This is a genomic window from Rhizobium sp. N731, assembly GCF_001664145.1.
GTDB classification, from domain to species: domain Bacteria; phylum Pseudomonadota; class Alphaproteobacteria; order Rhizobiales; family Rhizobiaceae; genus Rhizobium; species Rhizobium esperanzae.
In genome coordinates this window covers 1,816,596-1,834,279 of sequence record NZ_CP013601.1, presented here as the reverse complement: position 1 = coordinate 1,834,279, position 17,684 = coordinate 1,816,596, and the positions used below count along the sequence as shown (strand labels likewise).

At 61.7% G+C, this 17,684-nt stretch carries 16 protein-coding genes; 12 read left to right on the top strand and 4 right to left on the bottom strand.

Translation table 11 applies throughout. The features are described 5' to 3' along the window. Positions 1 to 3 precede the first annotated feature (3 nt). A complete protein-coding gene (locus AMK02_RS09060; protein ID WP_064802067.1) occupies positions 4 to 663 on the bottom strand; it encodes a peroxiredoxin in 660 nt (219 codons plus the stop codon). A gap of 414 nt (positions 664 to 1,077) precedes the next feature. Here AMK02_RS09060 and AMK02_RS09050 point away from each other — a divergent pair, with 414 nt between their 5' ends. The 6 genes from AMK02_RS09050 to AMK02_RS09025 all read left to right on the top strand — a co-directional run bounded on the left by AMK02_RS09050 (position 1,078) and on the right by AMK02_RS09025 (position 10,183). After that, complete coding sequence (locus AMK02_RS09050) at positions 1,078 to 1,665, top strand: ANTAR domain-containing response regulator (protein WP_011425077.1); 588 nt, start codon at positions 1,078 to 1,080, stop codon at positions 1,663 to 1,665. Between the two features lie 34 nt (positions 1,666 to 1,699). After that, the gene (locus AMK02_RS09045; protein ID WP_189637007.1) at positions 1,700 to 2,980 is read left to right on the top strand and encodes a CmpA/NrtA family ABC transporter substrate-binding protein; all 1,281 of its coding nucleotides are present in this window, start codon (positions 1,700 to 1,702) and stop codon (positions 2,978 to 2,980) included. Between the two features lie 482 nt (positions 2,981 to 3,462). Beyond that, on the top strand, positions 3,463 to 4,704 hold the full coding sequence (locus tag AMK02_RS09040) for an MFS transporter (RefSeq protein WP_064802063.1): 1,242 nt from the start codon (positions 3,463 to 3,465) through the stop codon (positions 4,702 to 4,704). Positions 4,705 to 4,720: 16 nt separating this feature from the next. After that, positions 4,721 to 7,171 carry a nitrite reductase large subunit NirB gene (gene nirB, locus AMK02_RS09035; RefSeq protein ID WP_064802061.1) on the top strand — a complete coding sequence of 817 codons (2,451 nt, stop codon included), beginning with the start codon at positions 4,721 to 4,723 and terminating at the stop codon, positions 7,169 to 7,171. A gap of 10 nt (positions 7,172 to 7,181) precedes the next feature. Further along, positions 7,182 to 7,526 (top strand): nitrite reductase small subunit NirD, encoded by a 345-nt coding sequence (gene nirD / locus AMK02_RS09030; protein WP_064802059.1) that lies wholly within the window; start codon positions 7,182 to 7,184, stop codon positions 7,524 to 7,526. Next, entirely contained in the window at positions 7,526 to 10,183 is a 2,658-nt protein-coding gene (locus tag AMK02_RS09025) for a nitrate reductase (RefSeq protein ID WP_064802056.1), read from the top strand. The genes nirD and AMK02_RS09025 overlap by 1 nt, the downstream gene beginning before the upstream one ends. A gap of 30 nt (positions 10,184 to 10,213) precedes the next feature. Here the strand turns inward: AMK02_RS09025 and AMK02_RS09020 are convergent, their stop codons facing one another. Then, the gene (locus AMK02_RS09020) at positions 10,214 to 10,879 is read right to left on the bottom strand and encodes an HAD family hydrolase (RefSeq protein ID WP_064802054.1); all 666 of its coding nucleotides are present in this window, start codon (positions 10,877 to 10,879) and stop codon (positions 10,214 to 10,216) included. A gap of 410 nt (positions 10,880 to 11,289) precedes the next feature. On the opposite strand from AMK02_RS09020, the gene AMK02_RS09015 reads away from it, so the two are divergent. Beyond that, positions 11,290 to 11,616 carry a hypothetical protein gene (locus AMK02_RS09015; RefSeq protein ID WP_064802052.1) on the top strand — a complete coding sequence of 109 codons (327 nt, stop codon included), beginning with the start codon at positions 11,290 to 11,292 and terminating at the stop codon, positions 11,614 to 11,616. 151 nt (positions 11,617 to 11,767) lie between these two features. On the opposite strand, the gene AMK02_RS09010 is transcribed toward AMK02_RS09015, so the two are convergent. Together AMK02_RS09010 and AMK02_RS09005 are read right to left on the bottom strand one after the other, a co-directional pair. Next, positions 11,768 to 12,604 (bottom strand): SDR family NAD(P)-dependent oxidoreductase, encoded by an 837-nt coding sequence (locus AMK02_RS09010; protein WP_064802050.1) that lies wholly within the window; start codon positions 12,602 to 12,604, stop codon positions 11,768 to 11,770. A 99-nt stretch (positions 12,605 to 12,703) separates the two neighbouring features. Further along, entirely contained in the window at positions 12,704 to 13,348 is a 645-nt protein-coding gene (locus AMK02_RS09005; RefSeq protein WP_064802048.1) for a ChrR family anti-sigma-E factor, read from the bottom strand. Between the two features lie 240 nt (positions 13,349 to 13,588). Between AMK02_RS09005 and AMK02_RS09000 the strand changes: the two genes are divergently transcribed. From AMK02_RS09000 to AMK02_RS08980, 5 genes are all read left to right on the top strand, one after another. After that, a complete protein-coding gene (locus AMK02_RS09000) occupies positions 13,589 to 14,626 on the top strand; it encodes a cysteine synthase A (RefSeq protein ID WP_011425067.1) in 1,038 nt (345 codons plus the stop codon). A 6-nt stretch (positions 14,627 to 14,632) separates the two neighbouring features. Next, a complete protein-coding gene (locus AMK02_RS08995; RefSeq protein ID WP_064802046.1) occupies positions 14,633 to 15,370 on the top strand; it encodes an alanyl-tRNA editing protein in 738 nt (245 codons plus the stop codon). 15 nt (positions 15,371 to 15,385) lie between these two features. Then, positions 15,386 to 16,255 carry a 3-mercaptopyruvate sulfurtransferase gene (sseA, locus tag AMK02_RS08990; RefSeq protein ID WP_064802044.1) on the top strand — a complete coding sequence of 290 codons (870 nt, stop codon included), beginning with the start codon at positions 15,386 to 15,388 and terminating at the stop codon, positions 16,253 to 16,255. 5 nt (positions 16,256 to 16,260) lie between these two features. Further along, positions 16,261 to 16,821, top strand: coding sequence for a GNAT family N-acetyltransferase (locus tag AMK02_RS08985; RefSeq protein WP_064802042.1), 561 nt, complete (start codon positions 16,261 to 16,263; stop codon positions 16,819 to 16,821). 345 nt (positions 16,822 to 17,166) lie between these two features. Continuing rightward, positions 17,167 to 17,676: a DUF1203 domain-containing protein gene (locus AMK02_RS08980; protein WP_064802040.1), complete on the top strand. Its 510-nt coding sequence runs from the start codon at positions 17,167 to 17,169 to the stop codon at positions 17,674 to 17,676. Positions 17,677 to 17,684: the final 8 nt, after the last annotated feature.

Below are 17,684 nucleotides of genomic sequence, written 5' to 3'. Positions count from 1 at the left end.
TTTTCAGGCTGATGGCTGCTTCGTCTTCCTGAGGTAGGGCAGAACCGTATCGAAGGAGCCGAAACGCGCGATCGCGTCGTCGTTGGAAACGGCGGCGGTGATGATGACATCTTCGCCCTGATTCCAGTTTGCCGGCGTCGCCACCTGGTGCTTGGCCGTCAGTTGGATGGAGTCGATGGCGCGCAGGATCTCATTGAAATTGCGGCCCGTCGTCATTGGATAAGTCAGGATCAGCTTGATCTTCTTGTCCGGGCCGATGACGAAGACCGAGCGCACCGTCGCATTGTCGGCAGGCGTGCGGCCTTCGGAACTGTCGCCGGCGCCGGCCGGCAGCATGTCATAGAGCTTGGCGACCTTCAGGTCCTTGTCGCCGATCAGGGGATAATCGACGTCGAAGCCGGTTGCGGTCTTGATGTCACCCTTCCACTTGGCGTGGCTTTCGACCGGATCGACGGAGATGCCGATGATCTTGACGTCGCGCTTGGAAAACTCGTCGGCGAGGCCGGCCATGGCGCCCAGCTCCGTCGTGCAGACAGGCGTGAAATTCTTCGGGTGCGAGAACAGGACGGCCCAGCCGCTGCCGATCCAATCATGGAAGCTGATCGGTCCCTGTGTGGTGTCGGCGGTAAAATCGGGGGCAATATCGTTGATACGTAAGCTCATGGTCGGCCCTCCAAAGCCTTGTGTCCAATCTTATTCATCTCAAATCGAGGCCACAGGATCTGTCCGCCGGAAGCGGCCGTGAGATTGCGACTCTTTAATCGCACCCGCCGAAGGCAAATTTTTCCCAGCCCAGGATTTTAAGTAAGTCATATACCACGATAACCGAAGGCATGCTCTTTCGATTTCCGGCCTGCTGCGGCATTATTTTTCCGGCAGAGATGCGTGACGAAAGAGACGCGGGCGAAAGATCGCCTCCGCCAAAGCACACGACCAGCGCTGACCGTACGGTGACGATCGACCTCGTCGCCGAGCCCGAAACTGCGGCATTTGATTATTTTTTATGCATACCATTTTATGCACATTTTTCAGGCGAACACCTTGCAAAAATTGCTGCAGCGCGTCATAAATATACGAATGACGCATCGCGATCTGACAATTCTGGTGATCGACGAAAATGCCATACGCGCCTCCATCATCGAGGAAGGACTGCGCGAGGCAGGGCATGCGCGCGTCACCGTCGTGCATGAGGTCAACGGCATCGCGCGAACGATCGAAACGCTGATGCCCGACGTGATCATCATCGATATCGAGAATCCCAACCGCGACATGATGGAACACCTGTTCCAGCTGACGCGCACGGTCAGCCGCCCAATCGCCATGTTCGTCGATCGCTCCGATACGGCCTCGATCGAGGCCGCCGTCGACGCCGGCGTCTCGGCCTATATCGTCGACGGATTGAAGAAGGAGCGGGTCAAGCCGATCCTCGACATGGCCGTCAGCCGCTTCAATGCCTTCAGCCGGCTGCGGCGCGAACTCGCCGATGCCCGCTCGGCGCTTGAAGAACGCAAGCTCATCGAGCGCGCCAAGGGCATACTCATGAAGATGCGCGGCCTCTCCGAGGAAGAGGCCTTCGCCCTGCTGCGTCAGACGGCGATGAACGAAAAGAAGAAGATGTCGGAAATCGCCCAGAGCGTTGTCACCGCCGCGGGGCTTTTGATGTAATGGCCGACTGTGCGAATTTCCGGAGGAAACCGGAGTGGATATGATGACGAAGACCGCCAATTCCGGCGGGCTGCCCTTGCCCGCACGCGTGAACAACGAAGGCCCCAAGGTGCTGCGAGCCGGGTTCATTCCGCTGGTCGACGCATCGATTCTGATTGCGGCGGCAGAATTCGGTTTTGCACGGAAAGAAGGCCTGACCCTCGATCTCGTCAAGGACGTTTCCTGGGCGAATGTTCGCGACCGCCTGGCGTTTCGCCAGTTCGACATCGCCCATATGCTTTCGCCGATGCCGGTCGCCTCGATGATCGGCCTCGGCTCCAACCCATCGCCGACGATCACACCTTTTTCGTTGGGGCGCGGCGGCAACGCCATCACCCTATCGGCCCGGTTCTTCGAGAGGATGCGCGAGGACGCGCGCCTGCCGGAAACGGCAGGCGCGCTCGACAATGCCCGCGCCCTGGCAATGACATTGGCGGCAATGAAGGCGCGCGAAGAGCCGCTGCCGACCTTCGGCGTTACCTATCCTTTCTCTTCCCACAATTACGAATTCCGTTACTGGCTGGCGGCGGGCGGCATCGATCCCGACAACGACGTCAAGCTCGTCGTCGTGCCGCCGCCGATGACATCAGACGCGCTGGCGGCCGGTGCGATCGACGGGTTCTGTGTAGGCGCCCCGTGGAATATGGTTGCCTCGGAGCGTGGGCTCGGCCGCATCGTCGCCGCCAAGCAGGATATCTGGCCCTCGGCTCCTGAAAAGGTGATCGGCATGCGGCCGGATTGGGCCGAAAGCCATCCCGAGACCGTTTCCCGATTGATCGTGGCGCTCGACGCTGCAGCGCGCTGGTGCGACCGCCCGGACAATCACGACGCGTTGGCGGCCGCCCTTGCCGATCCCCGTTACATCGCCGCCCCGGTAAACATCATCCGCAGCGTTCTCGCCGGCGAATTCAACCTCGATGCCAGGAGCAACCGCCGCGTCATCCCGGATTATTTCCAATTCCATTCCGGTTTCGCCAACTATCCGAGGCCGAGCCATGCCCTCTGGATTTACAGCCAGATGATCCGCTGGGGACAGGCGGAGACCAGCCTCAACAAGGCACGGGCCGCCACCTCCGCCTATCGCCCGGATCTCTATCGCGCAGCTCTGGGCGACAACAACGCGCCTGTTGACGCCGATATCCGCGTCGAAGGCGGCGAAGAGAACGATCGCTTCATGGATGGTCGGATCTTCGATCCCGCAGAGCTGCCGGATTATGTCGCGGGCTTTGCCGTCAGGAGCACCCTGCCCTTCTTCTCCGGCAACGACGAAACCTGATGCCATGCCGGCCTGCACAAAACGCCAGCACGGATCGGCACTCACCCTATCGCAACGCACAAAAGATTTGCACCTCTGCAGCTGCTCGAAAAACAGGCAAAGCTAAAATCTCCCTCGAAAAGCTTTTATTTCAAAGACTTGAGTAACACGTAGAAAATTGGCACGCGGTTTGCATTGCTTGTATTGCACGGATCAACGGCGATCGGGGCAAAATGGGCACACGCAGGCGCTCATCAAGACACGGGCTACGTTGCGACATGCAGAGCAAACGGTAGCCGATCAAATTCAGCAACCCGGTGTTCGGATTGCTTTGAGGTAGAAAGGCCGGAAGGCCAATGATTGGGCGTCCAACGGCGGGCGCCACCAGCAAAGCCGCTGATCAGGATATTCGCGCGCCTCGTGCAAGCGCGTCCTGACCAGCGGCTTTTTGTTTTAACCCCCAGCAATGGATCGGCACGACCTTGTCGGGCCACGGAGAAGCTATGTCTGCCATTGAGAAAGTGCAGCCCATGTCAGCCGGCGAACCAGCCAAAGCACTGTGGATCTCCACTGTGGCCTTCACCCTCTGTTTTGCGGTGTGGACGATCTTCGCGATCATCGGCATCCGCATCAAACAGGAACTCGGGCTGAACGAGGCCGAGTTCGGCCTGCTGATCGGCACGCCCGTGCTCACCGGTTCGATCGTGCGCATCGTTCTTGGCATCTGGACTGGGCGTTACGGCGGTCGTCTCGTCTACACGCTGACGATGCTTGCCGCGGCAGTGGCGACGTTCCTGCTTTCCTACGCCCACACCTACACTCAGATGCTGATCGCCGGCCTCGGTGTTGGCCTTGCCGGCGGCTCCTTCGCAGTCGGCGTCGCCTATGTCTCGCCTTTCTTTCCGGCCGAGAAGCAGGGCACGGCGCTCGGCATCTTCGGCGCCGGTAACGTCGGTGCGGCCGTCACCAAATTCGCGGCCCCCTTCGTTCTGCTCGCCTGGGGCTGGCAGGCGGTTGCCGAGATCTGGGCCGTCTGTCTGGCGCTGATGGCAATCGTCTTCTGGTTCACCACGACCGATGACCCGGCTTTCCGTCTGCGCCGCGAACGCGGCGTCGCCTCCAAGAGCCTGGCCCAGGAATTCGCGCCGCTGCAGAACGTTCAGGTCTGGCGATTCTCGCTCTACTATTTCTTCGCCTTCGGCGGCTTCGTCGCCCTGTCCTTGTGGCTGCCGCGCTATCTCGTCGGCGTCTACGGCTTCAACCTGGAAACGGCCGGCATGATCGCGGCCGCCTACTCCATCCCAGGCAGTATCTTCCGCGCCTTCGGCGGCGTACTGTCGGACAAGAAAGGCGCGCGCAGCGTCATGTACGCGATGTTTGCCGTGTCGGCTGTGGCCACCCTCATCCTTTCGCTGCCGGCCACAGCGATCACTCCGGTCATTTTCATCGTCGTCATCTTCGTGCTCGGCTTCTTCATGAGCCTCGGCAAGGCCGCCGTCTACAAGCACATTCCGGCCTATTACCCCGACAGCGTCGGCGCCGTGGGCGGCATCGTCGGTATGATGGGCGGGCTCGGCGGCTTCATTCTGCCGATCGCCTTTGGCCTCCTCAAGGATATGACCGGCCTTTGGTCCAGCTGTTTCCTGCTGCTTTTCGCGATCGTGGCGATCTCGCTCATCTGGATGCACCTGTCCGTCAAGCAATTGTCGCGCCAAGGGCACCCTGCGCCCGTGGCTGCAACCTGATCCAAGGACTGTAAATATGACTGAAAAACTGGTTATCATCGGCAATGGCATGGCGCCCGGGCGCATGCTGGAGCACCTCTTCGAGCGGGCGCCCGGACGCTATGAAGTCACGATCTTCAATGCCGAGCCGCGCGTCAATTATGACCGCATCATGCTGTCGCCGGTTCTCTCCGGAGAAAAGGACTACGAGCAGATCATCATTCACGGTGACGGCTGGTACATCAAGCACGGCATCACGCTCTACAAGGGCCACAAGATCATCAACATCGATCGCGCCGCCAAGACGGTCACTTCCGACCACGGCGTCACCGAAAGCTACGACAAGCTGGTGATCGCCACCGGCTCCGTGCCCTTCATCATCCCGGTTCCCGGCAAGGATCTGCCCGGCGTCATCACCTATCGCGATCTCGACGACGTGCAGGCCATGCTGCTTGCCGCCCAGTCGCGCGAAAAGGCGGTCGTCATCGGCGGCGGCCTGCTCGGCCTCGAAGCGGCGGCCGGCCTTGCCCAGCGCGGCATGGACGTCACCGTCCTGCACGTCATGCCGACGCTGATGGAGCGCCAGCTCGATCCCGCCGCCGGTTATCTCCTGCAGAAGGCGGTCGAGGAACGCGGCATCAAGGTCATCTGCAAGGCCAATACCAAGGCGATTGTCGGCAATGGCAAGGTCGAGGGCATCGAGCTCGACGACGGCCGCATCATCCCGGCAACCCTCGTCGTCATGGCCGTCGGCATTCGTCCGAGCGTCGGCCTGGCGAAGGACGCCGGCCTTGCGGTCAATCGCGGCATCGTCGTCGATGCCGGCATGCAGACCTCGGACGGCGATATCTTTGCGCTCGGCGAATGCGCCGAGGTGGGCGGCATGGTCTACGGCCTCGTCGCGCCGCTTTACGAGATGGCCCGCATTGCCGCGGCACATCTCTCGGACGACCGCACGCCTGCATTCGTGCATGCGGACACGCCGACCAAGCTGAAGGTCACCGGCATCGAACTCTATTCGCTCGGTGATTTCGCCGACGGCGATGACCGCGAGGAGATCGTCCTGCGCGATGCCAGCGCCGGCGTCTACAAGCGCCTCGTGCTGAAGGACAACAAGATCATCGGCACGGTGCTGTACGGCGAGACCGCCGACGGCGCCTGGTTCAATGATCTGAAGAAAAAAGCGACCGATATTTCGGAGATGCGCGAGACGCTGATCTTCGGTCAGGCCTACCAGGGAGGGTCGCCGCTGGACCCTATGGCGGCCGTTGCAGCCTTGCCGGATGACGCGGAGATCTGTGGCTGCAACGGCGTATGCAAGGGCAAGATCACCTCGACGATCACGAGCAAAGGGCTGACGTCGCTCGACGACGTGCGCGCCCATACCAAGGCCTCCGCCTCGTGCGGCTCCTGCACCGGCCTCGTCGAACAGCTGATGGCGCTGACGCTCGGCGACGGCTACAATCCGGCCGCCGTTCAGCCGATGTGCACCTGCACCGAACTCGGCCATGACGACGTTCGCCGCCTGATCAAGGCAAAGGGTCTAAAGAGCATTCCCGCGGTCATGCAGGAATTGGAATGGAAGACCTCCTGCGGCTGCGCCAAGTGTCGGCCGGCGCTCAACTATTACCTCGTCTGTGACTGGCCGGACGAATATGCGGACGACTACCAGTCGCGTTTCATCAATGAGCGCGTCCACGCCAACATCCAGAAGGACGGCACCTATTCCGTCGTTCCGCGCATGTGGGGCGGCGTCACCAATTCGAACGAGCTGCGCGCCATCGCCGATGTCGTCGACAAGTTCGAGATCCCGATGGTGAAGGTGACGGGCGGCCAGCGCATCGACCTGCTCGGCATCGAGAAGGAAGACCTGCCCGCCGTCTGGGCCGATCTCGGCAAGGCCGGCTTCGTCTCCGGCCAGGCCTATGCCAAGGGCCTGCGCACGGTGAAAACCTGCGTCGGCTCGGACTGGTGCCGTTTCGGCACCCAGGATTCAACCGGTCTCGGCATCCGCATCGAGAAATTCATGTGGGGCTCGTGGACGCCGGCCAAGCTGAAGATGGCCGTCTCCGGTTGCCCGCGCAATTGCGCCGAAGCAACCTGCAAGGATATCGGGGTGATCTGCGTGGATTCCGGTTTCGAGATCCATTTCGCCGGTGCAGCCGGTCTCGACATCAAGGGCACCGAGGTGCTCGGTCTTGTGAAGACCGAGGACGAGGCGCTGGAGCATATCGTGGCGCTGACGCAGATGTACCGCGAGCAGGCCCGCTACCTCGAGCGCATCTACAAATGGGCCAAGAGGGTCGGTCTGGACGAAATCCGCCGCCAGATCATGGGCGATGCCGAAAAGCGCAAGGCCTATTACGACCGCTTCGTCTTCTCCCAGAAATTTGCCCAGGTCGATCCCTGGTCGGAGCGTGTTTCCGGCAAGGACAAGCACGAATTCAAGCCGATGGCGACGATCGGCTATCCGCAGGCAGCCGAATAAGGAGATGAACATGAATTGGCCCAATGAAAACTGGCATTCGATCGGTGACATCTCCGATATCCCGCTGCGGGGCGCGCGCTGCGTAAAGACGCCGCAGGGCAAGATCGCCGTCTTCCGTACGGCCGAAAACGAGGTGTTTGCCATCGAGGATCACTGCCCGCACAAGGGCGGCCCGCTCTCCCAGGGCATCGTGCATGCCAAGGCCGTCACCTGCCCGCTGCACAATTGGGTGATCTCCTTGGAAACCGGCAAGGCGCTCGGCGCCGATGAGGGCGAGGTGCGGACCATACCCGTCCGCAACGAGGACGGCGCCCTCTTCATCGCGCTGGAAAGCCTGTTGATGGCGGCTGAATAATGGCGGCTGAGGTCAAGACCACCTGCCCCTATTGCGGCGTCGGCTGCGGCGTCATCGCCACCGTCGACGAGGCCGGCGCCGTCAGCGTCAAGGGAGATCCCGAGCATCCGTCGAATTTCGGCCGGCTCTGCTCGAAGGGTTCGGCGCTTGCCGAAACCATCGATCTCGACGGCCGGCTTCTTTATCCCGAAATCGTAGGCGCGCGCAGCGGCTGGGACGAGGCACTCGATCTCGTCGCCCGGCGCTTTTCCGAAACGATCGCCGAACACGGGCCGGATTCGGTTGCCTTCTACGTCTCGGGGCAACTGCTGACCGAAGATTATTACATCGCCAACAAGCTGATGAAGGGTTTTGTCGGCTCAGCCAATATCGACACCAATTCCAGGCTCTGCATGTCCTCGTCTGTGGCCGGCCATCGCCGCGCCTTCGGTGCCGATACGGTGCCCGGGAGCTATGAGGATATCGAGCTTGCCGATCTGGTGGTTCTGACCGGCTCCAACCTCGCCTGGTGTCATCCCGTCATCTACCAGCGGCTTGCCGCCGCAAAGGCGGCGCGACCCAACATGCGCATCGTTGTCATCGATCCGCGCCGGACGATGACGTGCGATATCGCCGACCTGCACCTCGCAATTCGCCCGGACGGCGACATCGCGCTGTTCATGGGGCTGCTTGCCCATCTCGCCACGAGCCCGGCGATCGATCAGAATTATATCGCTGCCCATACGGAAGGCTTCGGCGACGCTTTCGCGGCAGCAGCCGAGCTTGACATCAATGATCTCCTGGAACGGACCGGCCTGCCGGTCATGCAGATCCGGGAGTTCTTCCGCCTGTTCGAGACGACTGAGAAAGTCGTCACCTGCTACAGCCAGGGCGTCAACCAATCCTCTTCCGGCACCGACAAGGTCAATGCCATTCTCAATTGCCACCTGGCGACCGGCCGCATCGGCCGCGCCGGAATGGGGCCGTTCTCGCTGACCGGCCAGCCCAATGCCATGGGCGGGCGTGAGGTCGGCGGCCTCGCCAATATGCTTGCCGCCCATATGGCGATCGAGAATGCGGATGACCGCGACCGCGTGCAGCGCTTTTGGAATTCGCCGATCATCGCCGCAAAGCCCGGGTTGAAAGCGGTCGACATGTTCCGCGCGGTGGCAGACGGGCGCATCAAGGCGCTCTGGGTCATGGCCACGAATCCGGTCGTTTCGATGCCGGATGCCGACAACGTCGAAAGCGCCATCGCCGCCTGCCCCTTCGTCGTCGTATCGGACATTCTGAGAGAGACCGATACGACTCGGCACGCGCACGTGCTTTTGCCCTCGCTCGGCTGGGGCGAGAAAAACGGCACCGTCACCAATTCCGAGCGGCGCATCTCACGGCAGCGGCCATTCCTTGACGTCCCCGGCGATGCAAAGGCCGATTGGTGGCAGCTTGCGGAAGTCGCCCGCCGCATGGGATTTGCAGAGGCCTTCGATTTCGAGGCGCCGGTCGAGATCTTTGCGGAACATGCCGCCCTTTCCGCCTTCGAAAATGACGGCAGCCGCGATTTCGATATCGGCGCCCGCGCCGGTATCAGCGGCGGCGCCTACGACGAGCTGTCGCCCTTTCAATGGCCGCAGCCGGCAGGCGTCGTACCCGGCGTCACCCGCTTCTTCGCCGAGGGCGGCTTCTTCCATCCCGATGGCAAGGCGCGCTTCGTTGCGGTCAAACCACCGGCAACCGATCGCACCAATGCCGATTTTCCCTTCACCCTGAACACCGGCCGCATCCGCGACCAGTGGCACACGATGACAAGAACCGGGAAGAGCGCGCGGCTTTCCGCCCATATCGCCGAACCCTTTGCCGAGATCCATCCGCGCGATGCGATCGAGAACGGCATATCAAGCGCCGGCCTCGTCGAGATCGAGAGCCCCCATGGCAAAGCGATCGTGCGAGCGCTGGTGACCGACCGCCAGGCGCGCGGCGGTGTTTTCGCACCCATGCACTGGAACGACCAGTTCGCAGCAAAAGCGCGGATCGACGCCGTGGTCGCGCCGATCACCGACCCTCTTTCCGGCCAGCCGGCGTCGAAGAACGTTGCCGTCGCCGTTCGGCCCTTCCGCGCCAGCCATTACGGTTTCGCGGTCTCGGCCATCAAACCGGACAAACCCGACGCGGCCTATTGGGCGGTGGCGAAGGCTGCCGGCGGCTGGCGGCTGGAACTTGCCTTCACCGAGGCTGTCGAAGACTGGACGGCCTGGTGCCGGAGGGTGTTCGCCATTCCGGCCGAGATCGAACCCCTGGGTTACGCCGACCGGCAATCGGGCGATCTCAGGCTCGCCTTCTTCGATGGCGAGATCCTGCTTGCCGCGCTGTTTCTTGCGGGCGAACCGGTTGCCGTCGCACGCAACTGGGCAATCTCGCAACTCTCTGCCGTCCACGGCGATCTGAGGAAGCGCTTTGCGCTGGTCGCAGGCCGTCCAGGGGCCGGCAGACCGGATCCCGGTGCCACCGTCTGCTCCTGCTTCAGTGTCGGGGTCAACCAGATCGCTGCCGCGGTGCGCGGCGGATGCCACAGCGTCGAAGCGGTCGGCAAGGAAACGAGTGCCGGAACCAATTGCGGCTCCTGCCGCAGCGAGATCGGCAGGATCATCGATCGCTGTCTCGCCGCAGCCGCGGAGTGAATGCGCAACCGTCGATGCTGACGTCGGATGTCAGGCTGCGCTCGGGACGACAAGCATTTTATGGTCGGCTGAGATGCGGACCGCGATCTCGTCATAGGAAGAAATGGTCGGATGCGGCGTCTCAATTTTATGGTGATGGGTTGCCGTAACGACCATGACATCGGCGCCCGCCGCCTCGCCGGCCTTGATGCCGGCTGCGACGTCCTCAAACACCAGACAATCCCGCGTGCTGACGCCGAGGCGTTCGGCACCGAGAATATAACATTGCGGATCGGGCTTTCCGACCGTCACGTCCTCCGCCGTCACCATGAATCTCGGCAGAGGCAGGCCAGCCGCTTCCAGCCGGCGGCGGGCAAGACGCAAGGGCGAAGAGGTGACGATCGCCCAGCGATCCGGCGGCAACGAAGCCAGGAAGGCGGCTGCGCCTGGAATGGCAACGACATCGCCGACATCGGCAACTTCGGCCTCGGTCACCAGCCTTGCCTCGTGTTCGGGATTGACGCCCGGCAGGTTCAGCCGGGTGATTGTGTCAATGCCGCGCGATCCGTGCATCTTCGGCAAGAAGGCGGCGACATCGAGCCCATGGCGTCTGGCCCAGTCGCTCCATACACGCTCGGCGGCGAGAATCGAATTGAGGATGGTGCCGTCCATATCGAAGAGGAAGGCGGCATAAGACTTCTCGAAGCCGTGGGGCATCGGCGGGTACAAGGGCGTATCTCATTAAGGAGGAGTGTCGGATGGTCGTCGCTGGAGCCGATGAAACGGCAAATCGCTGCGTTTTGCAAGCCTGGGGAGGACAGCGACGCGGCATGCTTTAGAAAGCCGTGGTGCTCAAGGCGGTGATCAAGTCGCAGGAGAGGCGCAAGCCGATCCGGTCACGGCACAGTTCTTCGGCGCCGTGACCGGATCGGCGCGCAGATAGGCCTGTACTACTGATTTCCAGCGTTTCCCCATGCCACTAGAGGCAGGCTGCCGCGTCGGCCGTTAAGATTTACGCGCAACCATGCAAAGTGCACGTGCAGGTTTTTCAAAAAGATCGGAACAATGATTCCTGCAAGTGGTTACTCAGAGGTCATCCATGATGAAAATCAAAGGAGGATATCCTCATGACCAAATCCCTTATTGCCGCTTCGCTGCTGGCGATCGGCATGGCATCGTCAGCCTTTGCCCAGTCGAATCCGGATCCTGTCGGACCGACGAATGGCGGCTCGACCGATCCAAGTTCGGGTAATTATTCGTCCGATTACACCAACAGCGACAATGGCATGCACCCTGTCCAGGTCGCACCCGTCGATCCGACCACGACCCAGAGCATCCGACCGCCGCAGGCGATGGAATGCGCCGGCATGCCGCAGCAGGGGACCGGTGTCGATACGCGCGGCGGTGAGAGCGGCGCATCGATCAGCGAAGCCTGCCGCGAATACGACAACTGAGCAGGCAATCGCCCGCTTTGAAACATGTCGCGCAAAAGCGCACCACTTCGGAAAAGGCCGGTTTATGCCGGCCTTTTCATGTCGTGGCAGATAAAGACTGCCTCCGCAGAGGCTTTTGATCCGCGCGTTTCGGCCATTCCCGCGCCCTTGATCATTCCGCAGGGTGCGGCATCACCGGATGGTGACCATCCAGCGGCGGCCGTTGCCGCCAGCCAGTCAGATAGTTCATCAGTGGGAAATAAGCGCCATAGGGGAGCAGACGCGCCAGCTTCAACATCGTGGTGAAGCGTCTGGGGAAAGCGATCTCGAAAGCCTGCGATTTCAGCCCGGCGGCAATCTGGCGGGCAGCCTCTTCGGACGACACCAGCGCCGCCGGCATAGGAAAGGCGCTCTTGCCCACCGTCGGCGTGTCAACGAAGCCCGGGCTGATGAGCTGAATGCGGATGCCCATCTTGTCCAGATCGAATTTCAGGCTTTCGGCCATGTTGATCAACGCCGCCTTGGTGGCGCCATAGGCAGCCCCCGTCGGCAGGCCGCCATAGGCGGTGACGGAAGAGACGATGGCGATCTGTCCCTGCCCTTTCGCCTTCATATGGCGGATCGCCGGCAACAGACAGTTGACGACGCCGGAAAGGTTGACGGCAAAGCTGTTTTCGAAATCGGCGCGGTTCAGGTCTTCGGCATGAACCGGCAGATAGATACCGGCATTGAGGATCGCCATGGCGAGCGTGCCATGCTCATATTCGATGGAGGCCAGGACATGTTCCATGTCCTCGGCATCGGTGACGTCACCGTCGAGGACGATAATATTGCCGGAAAGACCGCTGGCTTCGGCCTGCAGCTCGACCAGCTTTTCGTGGCTTCTGGCGGTGACGGCGACCTTGTATCCTTCGCCGGCAAGCTTCAGCGCAAGCGCCCGGCCGATACCCGAGCTCGCGCCTGAGATCCAGACGATTCCATGTTCGGGGCGGGCGATGAAATTACTCATGACATGCTCCTCCGGCTCAGCCTGACCAGCACGAAAACAGGTCCGGAAGTTCTTTGCGCCTCCCGGATTTACGGCTCTATCACACCATTGTGGCTGCTTTCAGCCGATCAGGTCGCCGATCATCTGACGAAAGGACCCGGTCAGCCGGATCGGTCCGTCCGAAATGGCGAAGGCAATGCAAGGCCTGTCCTTCTCGGCAACCGGCCGGTGATCGACAGTTTCGTCGGCAATCGAAATGTCGCCGGGGCCGAAATGGCCGCGCGCATCGTTGAAAGCCCCGTCGAGAACGAGGATCAGCTCCACGCCTTTATGAGTGTGCGCCGGCAAAGCGCGACCAGGGCGGATCCACATCAGACGGACCTCGCAGCCGTCCATGTCGAGCGAATATTCCTTAAATCCGGGCAGCCGCCTGCGCCAGGGGACGTCCTCGACCTCGAAGCCGACAAGAGCGCGCAATGCCCGGGGGAACAGAGCAGTTTCGGGTCTGCTGGCGGCCTGCGGCTCAGAATCGGGAGAAATGGAGGAGAAGATTGCCGCAAGGCGCTGCTTTCGGTCGGCAATGGCGGCTTCCGGCGTGTTTTCCAGCGCCTCTCCGGCCAGCAGCTCTAGGGCGTTCACCAGGCTGCGATTGTCCAGCTTTATTTCCAGATGGGAGCGTATGAGCACGCGAGCCAGCTCGGGCAGGGAGCCGGCGACATAGTGCGCCATCAATGCGTCAATCGTGTCGATCTGCTCGTGAATCATGTCGGTTTTCGGCCACGCCCCACTGCCCGTGTTCCGTTGTCGCTTTGTCATCATCCGTACGGGGAAAGTCAATCTTCGGATCACCGCGGCACGGTGGGATCGCGGTCGCGCGCCATATCGGGCAAGGAAAGCGAAATTTTATCGTGACCGCCAGGGGCATGGAATAGCATTTCTTGCCAACACAGCCTTGTGAAGGGAAAAGACCGTTCCTAAAGTAAGAGTTCGAAAGAGGCAGATTCCATGACCTTCCATCCCTCCGTCCTCGAAGCAATCGGCAATACGCCCCTGATCAAACTCAAGGGCGCGTCCGCGGCAACCGGCTGCACCATTCTCGGCAAGGCCGAGTTCCTGAATCCCGGCCAGTCGGTCAAGGACCGTGCCGCGCTCTACATCATCCGCGATGCGGAGCGGAAGGGGCTGCTTCGGCCCGGCGGCGTCATCGTCGAAGGCACGGCCGGCAATACCGGCATCGGGCTGACGCTGGTCGCCAAGGCGCTCGGCTACCGCACCGTTATCGTCATCCCGGAAACGCAGAGCCAGGAAAAGAAGGACGCGTTGAAACTGCTCGGCGCCGAACTCGTCGAAGTGCCGGCCGTTCCCTACAAGAACCCGAACAACTACGTGAAGGTATCAGGGCGGCTTGCCGAGCAAATGGCGAAGAGCGAGCCGAACGGAGCGATCTGGGCGAACCAGTTCGACAATGTCGCCAACCGCCAGGCGCATATCGAAACGACGGCGCCGGAAATCTGGAACGATACCGCCGGCAAGATCGACGGCTTTATCTGCTCCGTCGGCTCCGGCGGCACGCTGGCGGGTGTGGCGGCCGGCCTCAAGGCCTTCAAGCCGGACGTCAAGATCGGCATTGCCGATCCCGACGGCGCCGCGCTCTATGAGTTCTATCAGAACGGTGCACTGAAATCCGAGGGATCCTCGATCACCGAAGGCATCGGCCAAGGTCGCATCACTGCCAATCTCGAGGGTTTCACGCCCGATTATGCCTATCGAATTTCCGATGCCGAAGCTCTTCCTTATCTTTTCGACCTCGTCGAAAACGAGGGGCTGTGCCTCGGCGGCTCGACCGCGATCAACATTGCCGGCGCGGTTAATCTCGCCCGGGATCTCGGGCCTGGTCACACGGTGGTGACAATCCTCTGCGACTACGGCAACCGCTACCAATCGAAGCTCTTCAATCCGGATTTTCTGCGGTCGAAGGGACTGCCCGTTCCGGGCTGGATGATTGGTTCGTCCGACATAGACGTTCCCTACGAGCCCGTGTGAGACCTCATGCGCGTCAATGCCCTCTATCGCGACGACTTCTATCTCTCCACGTGCGAGGCGGTCGTCACTGCCGTTCACGATGACGGGGGCATCGAGCTCAACCAGACCTGCTTTTATGCCACATCGGGTGGCCAGCCCGGTGACACCGGCCAGCTTGAACGCGCCGACGGCACCAAGATAGCACTCGGCCAGACGAAACACGGCGCCGGCAAGGATGTCATCATCCACGTGCCGCTCGAAAACGAGCCGCGGCCGGAGGTTGGCGAGACGCTGGTGCTGCATGTCGACTGGCCGCGTCGCTACCGGCTGATGCGTATGCACACGGCCTGCCACCTGCTGTCGGTCATCTGCTCCTATCCAATCACCGGGGCGGCGGTCGGCGAGGAAGAAAGCCGCGTCGACTTCGACATGAGCGAGACGATCGACAAGGACGAGGTCACGGCCAAGCTGATGGAACTGGTCGGCCAGAACCACCCGGTCTATCTGCAATGGATCACCGACGACGAGCTTGCGGCAAATCCTGATATCGTCAAGTCGAAGAACGTGCGCCCGCCGGTGGGGCTCGGTCGGGTCAGCCTCGTCTGTATCGGCGAGAACTCCTCGATTGACAGCCAGCCCTGCGGCGGCACACATGTCTCGGAGACGCAGGAAGTCGGTCAGATCCATATCGCCAAGATTGAAAAGAAGGGCAAGGAGAACCGGCGCTTCCGCATCCGCTTCGGCACGCCCGGCGAAGAAGCCTGACAAGGGGAGACCATAATGACTGAGAGCAAGAGCCGCTTCGTCGTTTCGGCCGAATGGCTGCAGGCCGAGCTCGGCAAGCCGGACCTGCGCGTGCTGGACGCCTCCTTCTACCTGCCGGCGCAGAAGCGTGACGCCGATGCCGAATATGCGGCCGGCCATATCCCCGGGGCCATCCGCTTCGATCAGGACAAGATCGCCGACCACTCGACGGCGCTGCCGCACACGATCCCCTCGCCCGATTACTTCGCCGCCGAAGTCGGCAAGCTCGGCATCAGCGAGAACGATCGCATCGTCGTCTATGACGGTATCGGCCTGTTTGCCTCGCCCCGCGTCTGGTGGCTGTTCCGGGTGATGGGGGCCAAGAACGTCTTCGTCCTCGACGGCGGTCTCGACGGCTGGAAGGCCGAGGGCCGTCCGCTCGAAACAGCGGCCCCCAACTATGCCCCGGCGACATTTACGCCTGACTTCGACGACAGCCGCGTCGTGACGCTGGATACCATGCGCGACATTGTCTCGAGCGGCGCGATGCAGATCGCCGATGCCCGCAGCGCCGGCCGCTTCGCCGCTACCGAACCCGAGCCGCGTGCCGGCATGCGCTCCGGCCATATGCCCGGCGCCCGAAGCCTGCCCTCCGGTGTCTTCGCCAACCAGGGTCGGTTCAAGTCGCTGCCCGAACTCAGGCAGACGATCGAAGATGCCGGGATCGATCTCTCCAAGCCGGTCGTCACCTCCTGCGGATCGGGCATCACGGCCGCGATCATCACGCTGGCGCTGGAATCCCTCGGCCACCACGACAACAAGCTTTATGACGGTTCATGGAGCGAATGGGGCAGCCGTGACGATACGCCTGTTGTCACCGGTCCACCGACGCCGGTCAAAGCCTGACCGCCATGGGAAAGACGCCCGCTTCGCTCAAAGCGCATATCACCCGTCTTGAAATGACGGCGCCGCCGAAGGCCAGCATGCCGGTGCCCGTCAATATACAGACGGCGATCATGCGTGCGCCTGGCATACCGCTGCCCTTCTACCGCTATCTCTACCGACAGGTGGGCGCGCGCTGGCAATGGGTGGACCGGCTGCGGATGAGCGACGAGCAACTGGCAGAAATGCTGAACGACAAGCGCAACAATATCAGCGTCCTCTACGTGAACGGCGCACCGGCCGGCTTCTACGAATATTTCTGCGAGGACGAGGAGACGATCGAACTCAGCCATTTCGGCCTGATCGAACATGCCCTCGGGCTCGGCATCGGCAAATGGTTTCTGCTGCAGGCGCTCTATGCCATCTGGGCGCTCGATCCGAAGCGCGTCACCACAACCACCAATAATCTCGACCATCCGCGCGCGTTGCAGCTCTATCAGATGTACGGCTTCTCCCCGGTCTCGACCGGCACCGGCATCGTCCGGCCGCTCAGCGACAAGGAACTGCTGGAGATCGCGCGGAAGGGCTGATGATTTGGGTTGCTGTTCTGGTGCATCTCTTTGCGTGCTGACCATCTCAGGTACCCAGGCTATGTAGTGAATGCCCCACCTCTCCTCTCTCATTCCTGTGCCCGTGACAGGAATCCAGCCACGGCGCGTCTGCGCCGTGAATGAAGCAACACTTCAAGGGAAGAGTCTATCGCACCCAAGGACTTGGGCGCACTGGATTCCTGTGACGAGCACAGGAATGAAGGAGGAAAGGTGCAAACTCCCATCAATTGTTGATGAGCCGGACCAAGTGGCAACACGCAAGAAACGGGTGGCTTGGACGGCGGTGCGGGCGCAGTTTCATGGCGATCACAAAGGAGATCTGCCATGACCGCCATTCGTTTTGCCGCCATGCCGACTGCCGATGCCAGAGTCCTCTGGAACGGCGGCCGCGACGCCTATGATAACCTGCCCGAGACAATGACATCAGACGGTGACGGCAATCCTTGCCGCCATTGCCTGCAGAATATCGAAGAGGGCGACGAGTTTCTGGTTTTCGCCTACCGGCCCTTCCCGGAACTGCAGCCCTATGCCGAGACCGGGCCGATTTTCCTGCACAAGCAGCCTTGCCGGCGTTACAGCGCCGAAGAGATTCTGCCGCCGGTGCTGACGACGAGTCCGGACTTCATCGTCCGCGGCTATGGCGAGAACGACCGCATCGTCTACGGCACCGGCGCGGTGACCGAGATCGCCAATATACCGGCCTATGCCGAGACATTGCTGGCCCGGTCGGAGATTGCCTACGTGCATGTGCGCTCGGCGCGCAACAACTGCTTCCAGTGCCGGATCGAGAAGGTACGAACGCCGGCCCTTGCGGAGACCGGCGCCCTTACCTAACCCGGAGT

Bases quoted from the DNA above. Each gene is read 5' to 3' on its own strand.
- AMK02_RS09060 (WP_064802067.1), bottom strand. From the start codon at position 663: ATGAGCTTACGTATCAACGATATTGCCCCCGATTTTACCGCCGACACC.
- AMK02_RS09050 (WP_011425077.1), top strand. From the start codon at position 1,078: ATGACGCATCGCGATCTGACAATTCTGGTGATCGACGAAAATGCCATA.
- AMK02_RS09040 (WP_064802063.1), top strand. From the start codon at position 3,463: ATGTCTGCCATTGAGAAAGTGCAGCCCATGTCAGCCGGCGAACCAGCC.
- nirB (WP_064802061.1), top strand. From the start codon at position 4,721: ATGACTGAAAAACTGGTTATCATCGGCAATGGCATGGCGCCCGGGCGC.
- nirD (WP_064802059.1), top strand. From the start codon at position 7,182: ATGAATTGGCCCAATGAAAACTGGCATTCGATCGGTGACATCTCCGAT.
- AMK02_RS09025 (WP_064802056.1), top strand. From the start codon at position 7,526: ATGGCGGCTGAGGTCAAGACCACCTGCCCCTATTGCGGCGTCGGCTGC.
- AMK02_RS09020 (WP_064802054.1), bottom strand. From the start codon at position 10,879: ATGCCCCACGGCTTCGAGAAGTCTTATGCCGCCTTCCTCTTCGATATG.
- AMK02_RS09015 (WP_064802052.1), top strand. From the start codon at position 11,290: ATGACCAAATCCCTTATTGCCGCTTCGCTGCTGGCGATCGGCATGGCA.
- AMK02_RS09010 (WP_064802050.1), bottom strand. From the start codon at position 12,604: ATGAGTAATTTCATCGCCCGCCCCGAACATGGAATCGTCTGGATCTCA.
- AMK02_RS09005 (WP_064802048.1), bottom strand. From the start codon at position 13,348: ATGATTCACGAGCAGATCGACACGATTGACGCATTGATGGCGCACTAT.
- AMK02_RS09000 (WP_011425067.1), top strand. From the start codon at position 13,589: ATGACCTTCCATCCCTCCGTCCTCGAAGCAATCGGCAATACGCCCCTG.
- AMK02_RS08995 (WP_064802046.1), top strand. From the start codon at position 14,633: ATGCGCGTCAATGCCCTCTATCGCGACGACTTCTATCTCTCCACGTGC.
- sseA (WP_064802044.1), top strand. From the start codon at position 15,386: ATGACTGAGAGCAAGAGCCGCTTCGTCGTTTCGGCCGAATGGCTGCAG.
- AMK02_RS08985 (WP_064802042.1), top strand. From the start codon at position 16,261: ATGGGAAAGACGCCCGCTTCGCTCAAAGCGCATATCACCCGTCTTGAA.
- AMK02_RS08980 (WP_064802040.1), top strand. From the start codon at position 17,167: ATGACCGCCATTCGTTTTGCCGCCATGCCGACTGCCGATGCCAGAGTC.